At 66.4% G+C, this 19,798-nt stretch carries 15 protein-coding genes and 1 riboswitch; of the genes, 3 read left to right on the top strand and 12 right to left on the bottom strand.

Features of this window, described 5'->3' with window-relative positions; translation table 11 throughout:
* Window positions 1-141 precede the first annotated feature (141 nt).
* The 4 genes from WKB25_RS12775 to WKB25_RS12760 all read right to left on the bottom strand — a co-directional run bounded on the left by WKB25_RS12775 (window position 142) and on the right by WKB25_RS12760 (window position 3,252).
* Entirely contained in the window at window positions 142-1,065 is a 924-nt protein-coding gene (locus WKB25_RS12775; protein WP_025878789.1) for a ParB/RepB/Spo0J family partition protein, read from the bottom strand.
* Complete coding sequence (locus WKB25_RS12770) at window positions 1,065-1,862, bottom strand: ParA family protein (RefSeq protein ID WP_032976776.1); 798 nt, start codon at window positions 1,860-1,862, stop codon at window positions 1,065-1,067. Before WKB25_RS12770 ends, WKB25_RS12775 begins: the two co-directional genes overlap by 1 nt.
* Window positions 1,863-1,974: 112 nt before the next feature.
* Window positions 1,975-2,613, bottom strand: coding sequence for a 16S rRNA (guanine(527)-N(7))-methyltransferase RsmG (gene rsmG, locus WKB25_RS12765; RefSeq protein WP_340571065.1), 639 nt, complete (start codon window positions 2,611-2,613; stop codon window positions 1,975-1,977).
* 39 nt (window positions 2,614-2,652) lie between these two features.
* Window positions 2,653-3,252 carry a 4'-phosphopantetheinyl transferase superfamily protein gene (locus tag WKB25_RS12760; protein ID WP_340571064.1) on the bottom strand — a complete coding sequence of 200 codons (600 nt, stop codon included), beginning with the start codon at window positions 3,250-3,252 and terminating at the stop codon, window positions 2,653-2,655.
* 84 nt (window positions 3,253-3,336) lie between these two features.
* Here WKB25_RS12760 and WKB25_RS12755 point away from each other — a divergent pair, with 84 nt between their 5' ends.
* Window positions 3,337-3,588, top strand: coding sequence for a GlsB/YeaQ/YmgE family stress response membrane protein (locus WKB25_RS12755; RefSeq protein WP_025878785.1), 252 nt, complete (start codon window positions 3,337-3,339; stop codon window positions 3,586-3,588).
* 72 nt (window positions 3,589-3,660) lie between these two features.
* On the opposite strand, the gene xth is transcribed toward WKB25_RS12755, so the two are convergent.
* The 4 genes from xth to WKB25_RS12735 all read right to left on the bottom strand — a co-directional run bounded on the left by xth (window position 3,661) and on the right by WKB25_RS12735 (window position 9,455).
* The gene (gene xth, locus WKB25_RS12750) at window positions 3,661-4,428 is read right to left on the bottom strand and encodes an exodeoxyribonuclease III (RefSeq protein ID WP_340571063.1); all 768 of its coding nucleotides are present in this window, start codon (window positions 4,426-4,428) and stop codon (window positions 3,661-3,663) included.
* Window positions 4,429-4,557: 129 nt separating this feature from the next.
* The gene (locus WKB25_RS12745; protein WP_340571061.1) at window positions 4,558-5,964 is read right to left on the bottom strand and encodes a coniferyl aldehyde dehydrogenase; all 1,407 of its coding nucleotides are present in this window, start codon (window positions 5,962-5,964) and stop codon (window positions 4,558-4,560) included.
* Between the two features lie 296 nt (window positions 5,965-6,260).
* A complete protein-coding gene (locus WKB25_RS12740) occupies window positions 6,261-7,922 on the bottom strand; it encodes an MFS transporter (protein WP_340571060.1) in 1,662 nt (553 codons plus the stop codon).
* Window positions 7,923-8,033: 111 nt separating this feature from the next.
* Window positions 8,034-9,455 carry a DcaP family trimeric outer membrane transporter gene (locus WKB25_RS12735; RefSeq protein WP_340571059.1) on the bottom strand — a complete coding sequence of 474 codons (1,422 nt, stop codon included), beginning with the start codon at window positions 9,453-9,455 and terminating at the stop codon, window positions 8,034-8,036.
* 245 nt (window positions 9,456-9,700) lie between these two features.
* Between WKB25_RS12735 and acs the strand changes: the two genes are divergently transcribed.
* Both acs and WKB25_RS12725 read left to right on the top strand, forming a co-directional pair.
* Window positions 9,701-11,644, top strand: coding sequence for an acetate--CoA ligase (gene acs / locus WKB25_RS12730; protein ID WP_340571058.1), 1,944 nt, complete (start codon window positions 9,701-9,703; stop codon window positions 11,642-11,644).
* A 121-nt stretch (window positions 11,645-11,765) separates the two neighbouring features.
* Window positions 11,766-12,431, top strand: a complete 666-nt coding sequence (locus WKB25_RS12725) for a response regulator transcription factor (protein ID WP_006477308.1) — start codon at window positions 11,766-11,768, stop codon at window positions 12,429-12,431.
* A gap of 103 nt (window positions 12,432-12,534) precedes the next feature.
* On the opposite strand, the gene WKB25_RS12720 is transcribed toward WKB25_RS12725, so the two are convergent.
* The 4 genes from WKB25_RS12720 to WKB25_RS12705 form a co-directional block, all read right to left on the bottom strand.
* Entirely contained in the window at window positions 12,535-12,990 is a 456-nt protein-coding gene (locus WKB25_RS12720) for a transposase (RefSeq protein WP_340571057.1), read from the bottom strand.
* A 147-nt stretch (window positions 12,991-13,137) separates the two neighbouring features.
* A complete protein-coding gene (locus WKB25_RS12715; protein WP_340571056.1) occupies window positions 13,138-13,713 on the bottom strand; it encodes a manganese efflux pump MntP family protein in 576 nt (191 codons plus the stop codon).
* Between the two features lie 88 nt (window positions 13,714-13,801).
* Window positions 13,802-13,891, bottom strand: a riboswitch (yybP-ykoY riboswitch).
* A gap of 140 nt (window positions 13,892-14,031) precedes the next feature.
* Complete coding sequence (locus tag WKB25_RS12710) at window positions 14,032-17,487, bottom strand: PAS domain-containing hybrid sensor histidine kinase/response regulator (protein WP_340571055.1); 3,456 nt, start codon at window positions 17,485-17,487, stop codon at window positions 14,032-14,034.
* 135 nt (window positions 17,488-17,622) lie between these two features.
* On the bottom strand, window positions 17,623-19,770 hold the full coding sequence (locus WKB25_RS12705; RefSeq protein ID WP_340571054.1) for a S46 family peptidase: 2,148 nt from the start codon (window positions 19,768-19,770) through the stop codon (window positions 17,623-17,625).
* Window positions 19,771-19,798 lie beyond the last annotated feature (28 nt).

Below are 19,798 nucleotides of genomic sequence, written 5' to 3'. Positions count from 1 at the left end.
CTGCTCCCTGGATGAGCCGCGGGGCGGAGCGGGCCCACCCTGCGGTGGACGATACGACCTCCGGCACGCGCGGCGGTGCGTTCCCTGCAATCGACGGAGCACGGCAGGAACAGGCCGTACTCCCATGAAACTGCGCCGGGGTCAGCCCTGGCGCGTGCGCAGCCGCTCCAGCACGCCATCGAGCGTGTCCAGGTTGGCGTAATGGATGATCAGCTTGCCCTTGCCACCGCGGCCATGGTTGATGGCAACCGAGGTGCCCAGCACTTCGGACAGCTCGGTCTCCAGCGAGGCGATATCGGCCTGCTGCACCTTGGCCACCGGCTGCGGACGGTTGCTCGGCACCTTGCCGGCGGCGAACGCCTGCGCACGACGCTCGACCTCGCGCACCGACCAGCCTTCATCGGCCGCTTCCTGGGCCAGCTTGCTGGCCAGTTCCGGGGCCAGGGTCAGCAGCGCGCGGGCGTGCCCCATCTCCAGCCGGCGGGTTTCCAGCAGCAGGCGGATGGCGATCGGCAGCTCCAGCAGGCGCAGCAGGTTGGACACCGCCGCGCGGGAGCGGCCGACGGCCTCGGCAGCCTCGGCATGGGTCAGGGTGAATTCGCTGATGAGGCGCTGTAGCGCTTCGGCTTCTTCCAGCGGGTTGAGGTCTTCGCGCTGGATGTTCTCGATCAGCGCCATCGCGATGACGGTGCGGTCTTCCAGCTCGCGCACCACTACCGGCACTTCGTCCAGGCCGGCCAGCTGCGAGGCGCGCCAGCGACGTTCACCGGCGACGATTTCGAAGTTGCCTGCCGGCAGCTGGCGCACCAGGATCGGCTGGATCACGCCCTGCGACTTGATCGAGTCGGCCAGTTCGGACAGCTTGCCCTGGTCCATCTCGCGACGCGGCTGGTACTTGCCCGGCTGCAGCTGGCCTACCGGCAGCTTGCGCAGCACTTCACCGGGCAGCGGCTCGATCACCGCCGTGCTGGCCTGCACCTGGCTGACCGCGCCCTTCGGACCGAGCAGTGCGTCCAGGCCGCGGCCGAGGCCTCGCTTCTTGGCTGCAGGCTTGCTGCTGGTCATCAGACGGTCTCCACGGCCTTGCTGGCCTTGTTGCGTTCGTTGTTGCGACGGATGATCTCGCCGGCCAGGCCGAGGTAGGCCACGCCGCCACGCGAAGCACGATCGTAGCCGACGATGCTCTGGCCATGGCTGGGCGCCTCGGCCAGGCGCACGTTGCGCGGCACGATGGTGCGGAACACGCGGTCACCGAAATGCTCGGTGAGCTCGGCCGACACGGCATTGGCCAGGTTGTTGCGCACATCGAACATGGTGCGCAGCACGCCTTCGATCTCCAGCGCGGGGTTGAGGTTGGCGCGCAGCGCTTCGATGGTTTCCACCAGCGCGCTCAGGCCTTCCAGCGCGTAGTACTCGCACTGCATCGGCACGATCACCGAATCGGCGGCGGCCAGGGCGTTCAGGGTCAGCAGCGAGAGCGCCGGCGGGCAGTCGATCAGGATGTAGTCGTACTCGTCGCGGATCGGCGCCAGTGCGCGCTTCAGGCGCTGCTCGCGCTCGCTCTGCGCCATCAGCTGGATCTCGGCCGCGGTCAGGTCGATGTTGCCCGGCAGCAGGTCGTAGCCTTCGGCGGTCTGCACGCGCACGTCGGCGGCGCTGGACTCCCCCAGCAGCAGGTCGTAGGTGGAGGAGACCAGCTCGCGCTTGTCCACGCCACTGCCCATGGTCGCGTTGCCCTGGGAATCCAGGTCGACCAACAGCACGCGCTTGGGTGCGTTGGCCAGGGAAGCGGCCAGGTTGACGGCGGTCGTGGTCTTGCCGACGCCACCCTTCTGGTTGGCGATGGCGATGATGCGGGCCATGCGGGTGTGCCTCGTCGACGTGTGCTGGGACCGGTCATTATGCGTACAACCGGGCCCGTGCGGAAATCGTGGATCGCCAACCGCTTGTTCCACAAGGGGGTGGCGGCGGGGTTCAGGGGCCTGTGACGGTGACCAGATGGCGTTCGCCGGCCAGGCCGGGCACGCTCAGCGGCACCACCTCGCGCACCTGCCAACCGGTCGGCAGCGCGGCGATCTCTTCATGCGGGTAGACGCCCTTCATGGCCAGCAGCACGCCACCGGGGCGCAGCAGGTGGCCACCGACGCGGACGATGCCGGCCAGGGTGTCCATCGCGCGCGCGGTCAGCTGGTCGTAGCTGCCCGGCTCGGCCAGTGCTTCGGCGCGCGACTCGGCCACGCGGGCATTGCCCAGGCCCAGCTGGCGTACGGCCTCGCGCATGAAGCGGGCCTTCTTGCCGTTGCTTTCCACCAGGGTGACCTGCAGGCCCGGGCAAGCGATCGCCAGCGGGATGCCCGGCAACCCGGGGCCGGTACCGAGGTCGGCCAGGCTGCCATCGGCGACGAACGGCTGCATCGCCAGCGAATCAAGCAGATGGCGGGTGACCATTTCCTGCGGATCGCGGATGGCGGTGAGGTTGTAGGTGCCGTTCCAGCGGTGCAGCAACGCCAGGTAGCGCAGCAGCGGCGGGGCCAGCTCGGCGGCCAGGCCCATGCTGGCCAGGCCCTGCTGCAGCGTGGACGCTACGCCGGCGGGAAGATCGTGTTCGCTCATGCCGGCATTATCGCCGGTTTTCGCCGTTGATTCGCCGATTCACTGCGGATACCAGGCCAATGCGGCGCGGAATTGTCCACTGGCCTGCCATTCGTGCAGGTGCCAGCGCGCGGCCTCGCCCAGCTCCGGGTCGCACCAGCGCAGGTGCAGGGCGCCATCGGCGGCCGGGGCCAGCTGCAGGCGGTGCAGGCCGAAGGAAATCCCCTGCCCGTGCGCCTTCAGCATCGCTTCCTTGGCACACCAGACGCGGAAGAACCAATGTTCGCGGTCGGCTTCGTCCAGGCCCTGCAGCCAAGCCACTTCGTCGGGATGGAAGAAGCGCTGGATGATTTCCAGCATACGTGGGCGCGGCCGCAGCAGTTCCAGGTCCACGCCCAACCGCACCCCTTCGCCCAGCGCCACCAGCAGCACCTCGCCGCTGTGGCTCCAGCCGGTGCCGTAGTGGGCCAGCGCGCCGCTCAGCTCGGGGCGGCCCTTGTCATCGCGCAGCAGCGGCAGCGCGTCCGGCTCGCCGCCCAGGGCCTGTGCCAGCACCTGCCGGGCCTGCGGCTCACCGCGCTGACCGGGCACATGCGGGCAGCGCCAGACGGTGACCGGACCAAACCGCCAGGGACCGTCGAGGGTGGCTGGCAGGCTCATCCGCACGCGGCCATCACAGGATTGCACAGCGGGTTCACGGCACTGCGCGTCAACTGGACTCGGTTATCCACCGGAGAGTCGATCATGGGCATCATCATCTGGCTGATCGTCGGCGGCATCGTCGGCTGGCTGGCAAGCATCATCATGAAGCGCGATGGCCAGCAGGGCATCATCCTCAACATCGTGGTGGGCATCGTTGGCGCACTGATTTCCGGCTGGCTGTTCGGCGGCGGCATCAATGAAGCGATCACCCTCCGCACGTTCCTGTTCTCGCTGATCGGCGCGGTGATCCTGCTGGCGATCGTCAACCTGTTCACCCGCAAGAGCATACGCTGACGCGGCGGTAATGCCGGCCGCTGGCCGGCAGATGCATCGCAACGGGCCCGGCCATTGCCGGGCCTCGTTGTTTCAGCCCAGCTGCACCCACGCCGGTGCATGGTCGCTGGGACGTTCCCAGGTGCGCGGCTCGCGGTCGATGCCCGAGGCCACCACACTGCCCTTCAGTGCATCGGAGACCAGATTCAGGTCGATGCGCAGGCCGAGGTTGCGGCGGAAACCGGCCGCCCGGTAATCCCACCAGCTGAACGTGCCGGCCTCGTCGTTGTGCAGGCGGAAGCCATCGTGCAGGCCCAGCTGCACCAGCTTGTTCAGCGCGCCCCGCTCGGCAGTGGAGGTCAGGATGTGGTTCTTGTTCCACACCTCCGGGTCATGCACGTCGCGCGAATCGGGGGCGATGTTGAAGTCGCCCATCACGATCAGCTTCGGATACCGCTGCAGTTCTTCGGCGATCCAGGCATGCACCGCCTCCAGCCAGCGCAGCTTGTACTCGTATTTGTCGGTGCCGATGTCCTGGCCGTTGACCACATACAGGTTGATCACCCGCAGGTCGCCGAAGGTGCCCGCGATGACCCGCTTCTGCTCGTCCTCGAAGCCGGGGATGCCGATCTGCACGTCCTGCGCCGGCTCACGCGACACCAGCGCCACGCCGTTGTAGGTCTTCTGGCCGGCGAACACGCTGCGGTAACCGGCGGCGACCAGCGCCGAATCCGGGAACTTGTGGTCCTCCAGCTTGGTTTCCTGGATGCCGACGATGTCCGGGCCGAAGTCCTTGAGCCACTGCTCCAGGTGCGGCAGGCGGACATTGAGCGAATTGACGTTCCACGAGGCGATCTTCATGGGGGCATTCTACCCGGGTGTGCTTTGGTGGATGCCAACCTTGGTCGGCGCTTTGGGCTCACGCGCGCCAACCAAGGCTGGCACCTACCGGAACCCGGTCCCGTCAGTAGTGCCACGCCATGCGTGGCTTCAGCGCAACAGCAACCTCAACAACCCCGCGATCTTCGAATACGGTGGCCGCAGCCGATCACTGGCCGCCCAGCGCGACTGCCACAACACCGGCAGCAGCTTGCTCATGGCATCGAACCCAGCCTGCCCGTGGTACGCGCCCATGCCACTGGCGCCCACTCCGCCGAACGGCAGACCATCGGCGGCGAAGTGCAGCAGGGTGTCGTTGACCGTCACCCCGCCCGCCACCACCTGGCCAAGAATGCGCTCCACCGTCGCCGTGTCATGGCTGAAGGGATACAGCGCCAGCGGCCGGTCGCGGGCCACGATGCCGGCCAGCGCCGCATCCAGGTCCGGATAGGCGCGCACCGGCAGGATCGGGCCGAAGATCTCATCGCGCATCAGGTCCAGGTCATCCGGCGGGTCCAGCACTACGGTCGGCACCAGCAGGCGCTCACGGTCGGCGCGCGCCGCGTCCACCTGCGCCAGTGCAATCACCGGCACCCCACGTTCGCGGGCCTGTGCCAGATAGCCCTGCAGGCGCCGGTACTGGCCTTCGTTGATGATCCGCGTGTAGTCACCCGCATCGCTGAAATCGCCGTAACGCTCGCGCACCTGCTGCTGCAGCGCCTGCACGAATTCGCGCTGGCGCACGCTGTCGATCAACACGTAGTCCGGTGCGATGCAGGTCTGCCCAGCGTTGAACCACTTGCCGGTGGCCAGCCGCGCCGCGGCTTTGTCCAATGGAAAATCGCGGCAGACAATTGCAGGCGACTTGCCGCCCAGCTCCAGCGTGAGTGGCACCAGGTGTTCCGCCGCCGCCGCCATCACCTTGCGGCCGACCGCCGTGGAACCGGTGAACACGAGATGGTCCAGCGGCAGCGCGGACACTGCCGCTGCAATATCGGCCCCACCCTGCACCACCGCCACGCGTTCGTGCGGAAACACGCTGGCCAGCAGATCGGCCAGGAACGCGCTGGTGTGCGGTGTGTGCTCCGAAGGCTTCAGCAGCACATGGTTACCGGCGGCAATCGCGGTGACCAGCGGCACCAGCGCCAACGTGACCGGATAGTTCCACGGCGAGATCACCGCGACCACGCCCAGCGGCATCGGCCGCAACTGCGCGCGCGCCGGCCACAGCTTCCAGCCAGCAGACGCATGACGCGGCTTCGACCAGCGTCGCAGGTGGCGGCGCAGGTGATCGATGGCCGACAGCACGCTCATGCCATCGGCCAGTTTCGATTCAACGTGGGCGCGATGGCCGAAGTCCTCGGCGATGGCCGCAGCCATTTCGTCCAGGCGTTCCTTCAATGCTGCGCGCAGGCCGCGCAGGTCGGCTTCGCGCTGGTCGAGCGACGGGCGCTGCGACTGCCAGGCGCTGCGCAGGGTGTGCAGGATGGCGGGGAGTTCGGCGGCTGAGGTGCTCATCCCGCGACTATACGGCGTGCGCACGTGAGGCGGCGGTCTCGATGGGGTCAGATCCCTTTCGGTCTCGATGGGGTCAGATCCCTTTCGCGTGCGAAAGGGCTCTGACCCCGGGCGCGAGAGGGCGTGTGGCTTCGGATGCTTGTCAACCGCGATGACGGCATTGAGCGCTGTCTGTTCGCGTCTGCGGAGTTTTGGGCCGCGCGTTGCGCGGTCGCCGAGCATGGCTCGGCGCTACAGGGAAACGAAAAGGCCGTGGTCTGCACCACGGCCTCTCCTTCATCCAATGAACATCATTCTTACTTGGTGATATCCACGTTCTTCGTCTCGCGCAGGAACAGGCCGCCAATCACCACCGACATCAGCGCGATGATGATCGGGTACCACAGGCCGTAGTACAGGTTGCCGGTACCAGCCACCAATGCGAACGAGATCGCCGGCAGGAAGCCACCGAACCAGCCGTTGCCGATGTGGTACGGCAGCGACATCGAGGTGTAGCGGATGCGGGTCGGGAACAGTTCGACCAGATAGGCGGCGATCGGGCCGTAGACCATGGTCACGTACAGCACCAGCAGCCACAGCATGAAGATCGTGCCGGCGATGTTGATGCGCGAGCCATCAGCCTTGGCCGGGTAACCCGCAGTGACCAGTGCGCCCTTCAGCTCGGCACCGAACGCATCGGCCTTGGCCTTGCCTTCTTCCTTGGTCAGGCCGGCGGCCTCATACGAGGTGACGCTGGCACTGCCCACGTTGACCATCGCCAGCGAGCCAGCAGCGGCCGGCTGCACGTCATACGGCACACCGGCCTTGGTCAGCGCGGCGGTAGCCACGTCGCAGGAACTGGTGAACTTGCGCAGGCCGACCGGATCAAACTGGAACGAGCAGGTGTTCGGATCGGCCACGACCAGCGCCGGCGAGCTGCTGCGGGCCTCTTCGATGGCCGGGTTGGCGAAGTGGGTCAGGCCCTTGAAGATCGGGATGTAGGTGATGGCGGCCAACAGGCAGCCGGCGAGGATGATCTTCTTGCGGCCGATACGGTCGGACAGCCAGCCGAAGAAGATGAAGAACGGCACGCCCAGTGCAAGCGCGGCGGCGATCAGCAGGTAGGAGGTGGTGGCATCGACCTTCAGCATGCTGCTGAGGAAGAACAGCGCGTAGAACTGACCGCCATACCAGACCACGGCCTGGCCTGCGGCAGCACCCAGCAGCACCAGCAGCATCAACTTCAGGTTGCCGCCCTTCAGGCTGTCACGGAACGGCGTCTTGGAGCCCTTGCCCTCCGACTTCATCTGCTGGAACAGCGGCGACTCGCTCAGCTGCAGGCGGATCCACACCGACACGCCCAGCAGCACGATCGAGACCAGGAACGGAATGCGCCAGCCCCAGGCTTCGAACGCTTCGTTGCCGAGGAAATAGCGGCAGGCCAGGATGATCAGCAGCGACATGAACAAGCCGAGCGTGGCCGTGCACTGGATGAAGCTGGTGTACAGGCCACGCTTGTCGTCCGGCGCATGCTCGGCCACGTAGGTGGCAGCACCGCCGTACTCACCGCCCATGGCCAGGCCCTGGGCCAGGCGCAGGATGATCAGGATCACCGGTGCAGCGAAACCGATCGAGGCGTAGTTGGGCAATACGCCGACCAGGAAGGTCGAGATGCCCATGATCAGGATGGTGACCAGGAAGGTGTACTTGCGGCCGATGCGGTCGCCGAGGCTGCCGAAGAAGGCCGCGCCGAACGGTCGCACGAAGAAGCCGGCCGCGAATGCCAGCAGGGCGAAGATCATGCCCGTGGTTTCATTGACGCCACTGAAGAACTGCTTGGCGATGATCGCCGCAAGCGAGCCGTACAGGAAGAAGTCGTACCACTCGAAGACCGTACCGAGGCTCGATGCGAAAATGACCTTCTTGTGGCCCTGGGTCAGGGTGCCCGCTTTGTGGACGGTGCTGGATGTACTGGACATGGGACGCTTTCCCTCTGTAGGTGCCGACCTTGGTCGGCACGCAGTCTAGGTAGGTACCGACCGTGGTCGGGCCCGTTCTTCTGGTAGGCGCCGACCTTGGTCGGCACTCAATTAAAAGCTGTATTTCGTAGTGAACTGCAGACGGGTGATGTCGCCCTTGTTGCCGTTCTCGATCTCACGCTTGCCGTACATCAGCTCGGCACCGACATCGACCTTGGGCATCGGCGAATAGAAGATGTTGCCGCGGATGCTCTGCACGCTCTTTGTCACCAGCGGGCCGAGGATGCCGTCGTTGTCGTAGTCGCTGCGCGCGTAGATCAGGTTGGTGCGCAGCTTCGGCGAGAACGCATGCCGCCAGCCGACGTAACCGGCGATCACACCGGTCGGGTTGAGTTCGTCGCGGGCCACGTCGTAGGCCGAATCGGCGGTGATGCCCAGGCCGATGTAGCGGGCGATGCCCTCGCCACCGGTGAACTGGTAGTGCAGCGAATCGCTGTCACCCATCACCCACTTGCCGCCCAGGGTCAGGCCACCGGCCACCTTGTCGGCCTTGGCGCCGGTGGCCTGGTTGTCGACCTTCAGCTGACGGACGATGCCGCCCACACCGAAGGTGCCCCAGTCACCCTTCCATCCGTAACGCAGGGTCAGGTCCGGCAGGCTGCCACGATCGGAGTTGGCGCTGGCGTTGGTCCAGGCGCCGGTGACCGGATTGCGGGTGCCGGTGAGGGTGGTCGTCTCCGGATTCTCCAGTGCGACGCTGAAGCCGCCCTGGGTGTAGCGCAGCTGGGCTTGGCGCACGAAGATCACACCGTCGGTCGGACCGACGAAGTCGACCGCTTCCGGCAGCGATGCCGCATCCATGAAGTTCGACCAGGTCTGGCCGGCCATCCAGTTGTTCCAGTACATGTACGCATGGCGCAGGGTCACGCCATAGGTATTGGTGGCGGTCTGGTTGCCCAGCGAATTGCCGAAGAAATCCATCTCGAAGAACGCGCCGGCCTTGTTGCCCGACTCGCTGACGTTGTCGATGCCCAGGTTGAAGCGCGAGAACTTGGCGTGGGCGTTGTAGTCCACGTCCGAGCGCTTGCCGCTGCCGCCGGCACCTTCCACCGGGGTCTGCCCGGGCAGGTACAGCGCGCGGCCGGTGGCATCGTCGGCCAGCTGGCCATCGCTGGTCTGGGTGGCCAGGAAATCGGCCTTGATGAAGCCACCGATCTTGACCGTGGTGCCCGGCGCCGCACCGGGGGTGATGGTGGTGACCTGGATCGGCTGCTTGCCCGCAGGCACCGCCGGCTTCTGCTCGGCCTGCAGCGTGCGGACGTCGGTGACCGCCTGCTGGGTCTGCACGATCTGGGTCTGTTGCTGCTGCTGTGACGACAGCAGCGCCTGTACCTGCCGCTCCAGTTCGGCAACGCGTGCTTCCAGTGCCTTCTCTTTGGCGGTCTCGGCGAACGCCATGCCCGGTGCGACCAGGGCGACCAACAGGCAGGCCGCCAAAGGTGTGCGCACGGCTTTCAACGTACGGTGGCTCATGTTGCCCTCTCTCCCAAGTGGCAAGGTGATGCCGCGCGTGGGGCACGGTCGAGCCGAGACTGCGGGGCGTTTGCACGCACCGGCTATTGGCCATTGGTCGAACCCGGGCCTGCAGGAGCCCGACTTTCGACCAAGGTCTAACCGAAGTGGTGACGCGGCCGGGGGTGGATGGGGCAAACTGAGGGGGAACGGCTGCGGCAATGCTGCGGCTGCACACACAAAGTCAACGTGCAAGTGAGGGTGCCATGGCTGATCTCTACCCCGTCGATCCGCAGTTCGCCGCCAAGGCGCGTATCGACAAGAACTCCTATGAACAGCAGTACCAGGCCTCGGTGTCCGATCCGGATGCGTTCTGGGGCAAGGCCGCCGAGCGGCTGGACTGGTCGCGCAAGCCGACGAAGATCAAGAACGTCAGCTACGACCTGGCCGACTTCCACATCAAGTGGTTCGAAGATGGCGAGCTCAACGCCAGCGTGAACTGCCTGGACCGCCAGCTGGAAAAACGCGGCGACAAGACCGCCCTGCTGTTCGAACCGGACAGCCCGGATGCGCCCGCCCAGCATGTGACCTATCGCGAGCTGTACGAGCGCACCTGCCGTCTCGGCAACGCGCTGCGCAACCTCGGCGTCAAGAAGGGCGACCGGGTCACCATCTACCTGCCGATGATCGTCGACGCTGCCGTGGCCATGCTGGCCTGCGCGCGCATCGGCGCGATCCACTCGGTGGTGTTCGGTGGCTTCGCACCGAACTCGATCGCCGACCGTGTCGGCGACTGCCAGAGCAAGCTGATCATCACCGCCGACGAAGGCCTGCGTGGTGGCCGGAAGATTCCGCTGAAGGCCAACGTCGATGCGGCGCTGAAGCTGCCCGGCACCAACACCGTGGAAACCGTGCTGGTGGTGCGCCATACCGGCGGCGCAGTGGACATGCAGGCCCCGCGCGACCGCTGGTTCCATGACGTGGTCGACAGCCAGCCGGCCAACTGCGAACCGGAACCGATGAACGCCGAGGATCCGCTGTTCATCCTCTATACCTCCGGTTCCACCGGCAAGCCGAAGGGCGTACTGCATACCACCGCCGGTTACCTGCTGTACGCGGCCTATACCCATGAAGCGGTGTTCGACCTGCGCGAGGACGACATCTACTGGTGCACCGCCGACGTCGGTTGGGTCACCGGCCACAGCTACATCGTGTACGGCCCGCTGGCCAATGGCGCGACCTCGCTGATGTTCGAGGGCGTACCGAACTACCCCGATACCTCGCGCTTCTGGAACGTGATCGACAAGCACAAGGTGTCGATCTTCTACACCGCCCCCACCGCCATCCGCGCGTTGATGCGCGAAGGCGAGGAACCGGTGAAGAAGACCTCGCGCGCGTCGCTGCGCCTGCTCGGCAGCGTCGGCGAACCGATCAATCCGGAAGCCTGGCGCTGGTACTACGACGTGGTCGGCGACAGCCGCTGCCCGATCGTCGATACCTGGTGGCAGACCGAGACCGGCGGCATCCTGATCTCGCCGCTGGCCGGCGCGATGGATCTGAAACCGGGTTCGGCCACCCTGCCGTTCTTCGGCGTGCAGCCGGCCCTGGTCAACGCCGATGGCGAGATCAAGGACGGCCCGACCGAAGGCAACCTGATCATCCGTGATTCCTGGCCAGGCCAGATGCGCACGGTCTACGGCGACCACCAGCGCTTCATCGATACCTATTTCCGCACCTACCCGGGCAGCTACTTCACCGGTGACGGCTGCCGCCGCGACGAAGATGGCTACTACTGGATCACCGGCCGCGTGGACGATGTGATCAACGTGTCCGGCCACCGCATCGGCACCGCCGAAGTGGAAAGCGCGCTGGTCTCGCATCCGAAGGTGGCCGAGGCCGCCGTGGTCGGCTTCCCGCACGACGTGAAGGGCCAGGGCATCTATGCCTACGTCACCCTGGTGGCCGAGGAAGCGCCCAGTGACGAACTGCAGAAGGAGCTGGTCGCCTGGGTGCGCAAGGAGATCGGACCTATCGCCACGCCCGACCACCTGCAGTGGGCGCCGGGCCTGCCGAAGACCCGTTCGGGCAAGATCATGCGCCGCATCCTGCGCAAGATCGCCGAGAACGCGCCGGACCAGCTCGGCGACACCTCGACCCTGGCCGATCCGTCGGTCGTGGCCTCGCTGGTGGACGAACGCAAGGTCCGTTGATGACGTGAACGCGGGCACAGGACGCGCCACGAACGTGGCCGGGAGGAGGGACCCGGCCACGTTCAACCCGTCCTGTGCCAGCCATCACACCGCCCTTTTTCCTGATCGATAAGCTCGACCCATGACCACCCTCCTGATTGCCGATGACCATCCGTTGTTCCGCGAAGCCCTGCGGGGTGCCGTGCAGCGGGTCATTCCGGGCGTTCAACTGTTCGAGGCCGACAGCGTGGAAGCGTTGTATGCACTGGCCGACCAGCACAACGACGCCGACCTGGTCCTGATGGATCTCAACATGCCGGGCGCACAGGGTTTCAACGCACTGGTGCACATGCGCTCGCTGCATCCGCACCTGCCGGTGGTGGTGGTCTCCGCGCGCGAAGAAGCCACGGTGATGCGCCGCGCACTCGACCACGGCGCGCTGGGCTTCATTCCGAAATCGGCCGACTCGGACACCATCGGCCATGCGCTCGGCACCATCCTCGATGGCGAGACCTGGGCGCCGCCGGAAGCACACAACGTGCCGCCGACCGGCAGCGAAGAACGCGAAGTCGGCCAGCGCCTGCGCGAGCTGACCCCGCAGCAGTTCCGCGTGCTGCAGATGCTCGGCGCGGGCCGCTTGAACAAGCAGATCGCCTACGACCTCAACGTCTCCGAAGCAACGATCAAGGCGCACGTCACCGCGATCCTGCGCAAGCTGGGCGTGACCAACCGCACCCAGGCGGTGCTGATGGCCGGCAAGCTGGCGATCGACGACGACGCCATCGTGCTGCCACCGGAAGAAGATTGATCGTGACGAACTTCAGAGCCGAGCATGGGCTTGGCTCTACAGACTTCATGATGCATTTGTAGAGCCGAGCCCGCGCTCGGCTGCTCTTCGTCCGAGTACCGAATCAGCCCAGCAAGGGCCATCGACTCCAGGCATACGGGTACTCCCCAATGCACGTAGCCAGTCCAGCGCGCACCGGATTGGCCGCAATGTAGGTCGCCTGCGTGCGCAGGCATTCATCGCTACGGAGCGCGTGATCGTAGTATCCCGGCTGCCAGATGGGAGTATCGGCATCGACGTACCTGCCGATGGAGCGGCCGCTGCGCGACTTGAGAATCTGCATGCAGCCGGCGAGCGTTCCGCTCCGCAATTGGATCAACCAATGCAGATGATCCGGCATGATCACCCAGGCCAGGGAGCATGTCCGACCCGTCCGCTCCACTGTGCGTAGCGCTTCTATCAGCAGATCGACGTTGGCCTCATCGTCGAACCAGCGCCGACGCGCGTATGTCACGGCGGTGATCGCATAGACATTGCCGGTCTGCGACCACCGACCAGTACGAAGTGCGGGGCTGGACATGCATGAACCCTACGGCGCAGCAGAGGATCTCTACATCAGCGAAGTGCTGCGCTGCATGTCGGCCAATGCCCCAATGTAGAGCCGAGCCCATGCTCGGCTGCTTCAGGCACAAGCCGAGCATGGGCTCGGCTCTACAGGCATCCCTGCTTACGCGACACCGTGCAGGTGTTCGTACAGGATCGTCGCACCGATGATCACCAGGATCACGCCACCGATGATTTCAGCGCGCTTGCCGACCATGCTGCCGAGCACGCGGCCGAGCATGATGCCGGCGGTGACCATGGTCAGCGTGCACAGGCCGATGACCGCGGCCATCACGCCGATATGCACGTCCATGAAGGCCAGGCCGATGCCCACCGCCATCGCATCGATGCTGGTAGCGAAACCGGTCAGTGCCAGCTTCCAGAAGCCATGGTGCTGCGCCGGATCTTCATCGTCCTCGCCGTTATCCGGACGCAGGCCGTTGTAGATCATGTGGATGCCCAGCGCGCCGAGCAGGCCGAAGGCGATCCAATGGTCGAACGCTTCCACGTACTGCAGTGCGGCACGGCCGAGCAGCCAACCGATGATGGGCGTGATCGCCTCGATGACGCCGAAGATGATGCCGGCGCGCAGCGCATCACGGAACACCGGCTTGCGCATGGCTGCGCCCTTGCCGATCGCGGCGGCGAAGGCATCGGTGGACATGGCAAAGCCGATCAGGAGGATCGAAAGGGGGGACATTGGCGGCTGCTGAGGTCGGGCAAGGACGGACGCACGGCCTGCGCTCGCGCCCAACCTGATGTTGCGCGCGCGGGCCGCTGGTCTCGCCAACCATCATGGTTGTCCACGCCACGGCGCACTGGCCGAGTATGTTGACGTGGACGATTCCTGCGTAGGAATCCGGCTACTCCCCAAGGGGACGCGAAGCTTAGCACCGCGATCCGCGCGTGGCGCATTTCCAGCGAAACGCGCAGGCAGGGCTGGTTTTTATAGCGATGGCTATATATGAGCCGCGCTTCGCGCAGGAGCCGAGCATGGGCTCGGCTCTACAGTTTCCCATCAGGCATCGTTGTTGCGGGTATCCCGCAGTGCGCCCAGGAACGCGCGCAGCGACGCCGGCTTGATCGGTTTGGTCAACAGGCGATAGCCACGCTCGCGTGCCATCCGCTTCAGTTCATCGCGGCCATCGGCGGTCAGCAGCGCACCGGGCAACGGATAGCCCGCGGCCTCACGCAATGCCACCAGCGCATCCAGGCCATCCATGCGATCGTGCAGGTGGTAGTCCACCAGCATCACCTGCGGACGCTCGGCGATCTTCTGCAGCGCCTGGTCCACCGTCGAAGCGGTGATCACCTGCACCTGCCAGCGACCCAGCAGCGCGCGCATGCCATCGAGGATCTCCTCGTCGTTGTCCACGCACAGCACGCGCAGGCCCGCCAGCGAATCGCTACGGGCCGGCGGCGCTGTCGCCGCCAAAGTGACCGCTTCGGTATAGCCCGGCAGCGGCGCCACCCGCGGCAGGATGATCGAGAACATCGAGCCACTGCCAACCCGGCTGCGCGCGTTCAAGCGATGGTCGAGCAGGCGCGAAATGCGCTGGCAGATAGACAATCCCAGGCCCAGGCCCTGCTCGCCCCAGTCGAACGGCTGCTGGTAGCGGTGGAACTCGTCGAAGATCTGCCGCATGTGATGCTCGGGAATGCCGGGGCCGGTATCCCAGACCTGCAGTTCCACTTCGTCGCCGCGCTGGCGCACGGCCAGCACGATGCGCCCCTGCCGCGTGTAGCGCAGCGCATTGGCAAGGAAGTTCTGCAGAACCCGGCGCAACAGGCGTCGGTCGCTGCGCACCCAGGTGGTACGCGCGAACAGATCCAGGCGCAGCCCGCGTCCGGCCGCGACCGGCGTGTACTGCGCGGCCAGCTCGCGCATCAGCGCACTGACATCGAATTCGCCGATCACCGGATGCAGGCCACCAGCATCCAGCCGCGATACGTCCAGCAGTCCATCCAGCAGCTCCTCGGCCGCGCGCAGCGACGCATCCACGCGTTCGGCCAGGTGCCGTTGCTCGTCGCTGACATGGTCGCTGTCGCGCAGCGCCGAAGCGAACAGTCGTGCCGCATTCAACGGCTGCAGCACGTCATGGCTGATCGCGGCCAGGAAACGGGTCTTTGACTGCTGCGCGACTTCCGCAACATGCGAGCGCTCGGCCACACGCTGTTCCAGTGTTTCGTTGGCTTCCAGCAGCGCGCGTTCGGCGTGCTTGTAGTCGGTGATGTCGTTGTAGCTGGTGACGTAGCCGCCGCCGGGCAGTGCCTGGCCACGCATTTCGATCACCTTGCCATCGCTGCGGGTGCGCTCGAACACATGCGGCGAACCGGCGCGCATATAGCCGATGCGACGGTTGATCTGCACTTCGATATCGCCCTCGCCCAGCTCACCACGCTCGGCGTTGTAGCGGATCAGATCGGCCACCGGGCGCCCCACGTAGAGCATGCCATCGGGGTAGCCGAACATGTCCTGGTAGCGCCGGTTCCAGGCGGTCAGGCGCATGTCCGGGTCGACCACGCTGACCCCGGCGCTGATGTTTTCCAGCGTGGTCGACAGGATCTCGCGATTGAAGCGCAGCTCCTGGCCCGCTTCGTCCAGCACCGCCACCACTTCGCCCAGGTCCATGCCCGAGCCACGCAGCAGGCTGGTCAGCAGCAGACGTGCGGACGCCGCACCGATCGACGCCGCCAGCAGGCGTTCGGTGAACTGTACCCAGGGCCGGTCAGCCGGTGCCGAGGACTGCAGCTCGCGCCCCAGCGACTGCGCCTGCTCGAAGAACGAGCGCCGCGCATGGCGTTCGCCGACCACGCGCGAGGCCAGTGCCAGCAGGTCACCCACATGCACGTGACCCGGCCAACCACCCGCCACGGAAGGCCGCTCGGCATAGGGATCGAGGAAGGGCGCAGCGCGCAGGCGCTCATCCACGCCCGGGCGCCAACGCGCCGATACCAGCATCATCGTCGCCGCGTTGACCAGCAGCGACCAGAACGTGCCATGGGTCAGCGGATCCCAGCCGGTCATGCCGAACAGCTGCTGCGGGCGCAGCCAATCGATGCCGAAGGGACCATGCTGCACCCAGCCGGCATCCATCCAACCGGCTATGGTCATCGCCGGCAGCAGCAGCGTGTACAGCCAGGTGGCGAAGCCGAGCAGCATGCCGGTCTCGACGCCACGACGGCTGGCGCCGCGCCAGTACAGGCCACCGATCAGGCCCGGAGCGAACTGTGCCACCGCGGCGAACGCCATCAGTCCGTACGAGGCCAGCGTGCTGTCGTTGCTGCTGCTGCGGTAGTAGCTGTAGGCCATCAGCGCCAGCAGCAGGATCGCCAGTCGGCGTATCCACAGCACGCGCGAGGCGACGTCGGCCGCTTCCTGGTGATCGCCACTGCGACGCAGCAGCACCGGCATCACCAGGTCGTTGCTGACCATCGTCGCCAGTGCGATGGAAGACACGATGACCATGCCGGTGGCGGCGGAAAAGCCGCCGATGTAGGCGATCAATGCCAGCGCGTTGCGGCCCTCTGCCAGCGGCAGGGCCAGTACCATCGAGTCATCGGCCACGCCGCTTCCGGTACCGAACAGGCTGATGCCGGCGGTGGCGATCGGCAGCACCATCGCCGAGATCAGCACCAGGTAGCCGCCGAACATCCAGCGCGCGCGGCGCACGTCGCGCACGTCGCCGCACTCGACCACCGCCACGTGGAACTGGCGCGGCAGGCAGATGATGGCCAGGAAACTGAGCAGTGTCTGCGAGAGGAAGCCCACCGGTGGCAGCCCGGTGAACAACGTATGCACCGACTCCACCACTGCTTCGTTGCGGTCGCTGAGCCAGACATAGGCGAACACGCCCACCGCCACCATCGCCACCAGCTTGATCACCGATTCCAGCGCGATCGCCAGCATCATGCCGTGGTGGTGTTCGGTGGCATCCACCTGGCGGGTGCCGAACAGGGTAGCGAACAGCGCCATCAGCAATGCCACATACAGGGCCGGGTCGCTGAAGAATCCAGTCGGCCCGGTGTTGCCGGTCAGTACCTGCAGGCTCATCGCCACCGCTTTGTACTGCAGGGCGAGGTAGGGAATGATGCCGATCAGCGCGATGATCGCCACCAGCGCCGCCAGCCGCCGCGAGCGGCCGAAGCGGGAGGAAATGAAGTCGGCGATGGACACCACGTTCTGGCTGCGCGCGATCAGCGCCAGGCGCTCGATGATGCGCCAGCCGAACAGCAGCAGCAGCAGCGGGCCGATGTAGATCGGCAGGTAACCCACGCCGTTGCGCACGGCGGTACCGACTGCGCCGTAGAAGGTCCACGACGAGCAGTACACGGCCAGTGCCAGGCTGTAGACGACCGGCCGCAGCCACGGCCGGTCCGGGTACATGGGCCGACGGTCGCCCCACCACGCCACGCCGAACAGCAGCGCGGCATAGGCAACCGAGACCAGCAACAGGATCCAGCTGGAGACCACGCGCGTGTTTCCGTCGAAGGAACCCGCAGTGTAGGCCAGGCGTGGCCGGGTGTACGGGCTCGTTGGGGGCAACCACCCCCACCAAGGTGGGGGCTTACGCGGTGCGGGCCACGACCGCTGGTCGTGGCCGGCTTCTTACTGGGCCGGAACGCCCATTTCCTTCAGCAGCTCGGGCGCCGGGTAGACCTTGGCCAGCAGCCAGCGCAGGTAGCGCATGTCCACGTGCACGGCGCGCTTGTAGCGCGGGTCGAACCACCAGCTGGCACTGACCGACTCCCAGTTGCTGTCGAAGTTCAGGCCGATCAGCTCGCCCTTGGCATTGAGCACCGGCGAGCCGGAGTTGCCGCCGGTGGTGTCCAGGTTGGTCAGGAAGTTGACCGTCTGCGTCTTCAGCGCGGGATCGGCAGTGCTGCCGAAGTCGCCCTTGGCAATCGCGGCCAGCAACGGCGTGGGTGCATCGAACGGATAGGCGTTGGTGTTCTTCTCGACGATGCCGGCCACGGTGGTCACCGGCGAGTAGGTCACGCCATCGCGCGGGTGCAGCGCTTCCACCTTGCCGTAGCTGATGCGCAGCGTGCGGTTGGCATCCGGGTACACCGCACGGCCCTGCTTGGCACGCCAGGCGAACAGCGCCTGCATGTAGGCCGGGCGCAGGCGCAACTGTTCACCTTCGCGGGTCTTGCTCTCGTTCTCGATGCGCAGCTGCGCGGCCACCAGCGGGCCGGCCACGGCGATCAGCGGATCGGCGGCCAGGGCCTTGCCTTCGCGGGCGGCGGCGAAGCGGGACAGACGCTGCGCTTCGTCACCCAGCTGGGTGCCTGCGTACAGCGTGTCCAGTGCCTGCGCCAGCTGCGCCGGAGTACGGCCGAACGCAGCATCGAACTCGGCCACGCGCTGCGCATCCGGCAGCTGCTGGTAGCGGCTCAGCAGGGTGGTCAGCAGCGCCTTCTCGACCTCGGGTGCATAGCGGCGCTGCACCTGCTTCAGCACGCCCTCGATCATCGCCTGGTCGCGCTGCTGGTAGCCGGTCTCGCGCTGCGCGTCCGGCTTGGCCGATTCGATGCGCAGGCGTTCCAGCAGCAGCGCCGAGCGCAGCAGCTGGCTCTGGCCGGCCATCTGCTCCAGCAGCAGGTCGCGCTCGCCCACCGCCGCGCCCTGCGACAGGTTGGCCAGCAGCGCCTTGATGTCGCCCTGGTACTTGCGGTCGGTGGCGGCCAGCATCGCCTGCTCGTCGGCTGCACGCTGCGCCTTGGCGTCGCTGCGCAGCAGGCCTTCCAGCTCACCGGCGGCACGCTTGCGGTTGTTCTTCAGCGACTGCAACTGCGAGGCATAGCGGGTACGCGCCTGCGCGTCCTTGGCACTGGCCGCCTCGATGGTGTCGATCATCTGCTGGAACACCGACACCCGGCGCGGCAGCACGGTATCGATCTGGCCCGCGAATTCGGCAGCGGTGCGATGGCGGTAGGTGATGCCCGGATAACCGGCCAGCATCGCGTAATCGCCCTCCTTCGGGCCTTCCACCGACATCTGCAGGTGCGCCGGTGCCTGGTAGGGCACGTTGTCCTTGCTGTAGGCGGCCGGCTTGCCGTCCTTGCCCACGTAGGCGCGCAGCAGGGTGAAGTCGCCGGTGTGGCGCGGCCACATGAAGTTGTCGATCTCATCGCCGTAGTTGCCGATCGCGCGCGGCGGCGCGTAGACCAGGCGCACGTCGCTCAGTTCCAGCTGGGCGATGCGGTAGAAGTCGGTGCCGTAATACATGTTGGCCACCGAGCAGCGCACGTTGCCGTCCTTCTCGCACTCGGCCACGATCTGCTTGCTGGCCGCATCCACCGCGTCGAAGTACGCGCGGCCGGTCTTGCCCCGGGCCTGTGCCAGCACCTGGTCGGTCACCTTGTCGAAGCCAACGGTGACCAGCACGCGGAAGTCCGGGTTGGCCGGGCGCTCGTCGGCGCGGCCCTTGGCGATGAAGCCGTCGTTGATGAAGTTGTGCTCGGGCGAGCTGTTGTACTGGATCACGCCCATCGCCACGTGGTGGTTGGTCAGCAGCAGGCCATCGGCCGAGACGAACGAGCCGGTGCCACCACCGGCACGCACCACCGCGCTCAGCGGCGGCGCAGTCACGTTGGCCAGATCGGCCGGGTTGCCCTTGAACCCGGCCGCCTGCAGCGGCTTGGCCAGCTCCGGCAGCTGGGTCGGCATCCACATGCCTTCATCGGCATGGGCGCCGGCGGCGAGGGTCAGGCCCAGGGCCAGGGCGGTGGGGAGGGCTTTGCGTGGCGACATGAGGCAATCCGGTACGACAGAACAGCCC

It is taken from the genome of Stenotrophomonas sp. G106K1 (assembly GCF_037969685.1).
Taxonomy (GTDB): Bacteria; Pseudomonadota; Gammaproteobacteria; order Xanthomonadales; family Xanthomonadaceae; genus Stenotrophomonas; species Stenotrophomonas lactitubi.
Note: the sequence above shows the minus strand (reverse complement) of the source record. Positions and strands in the feature narration are given on the sequence as shown.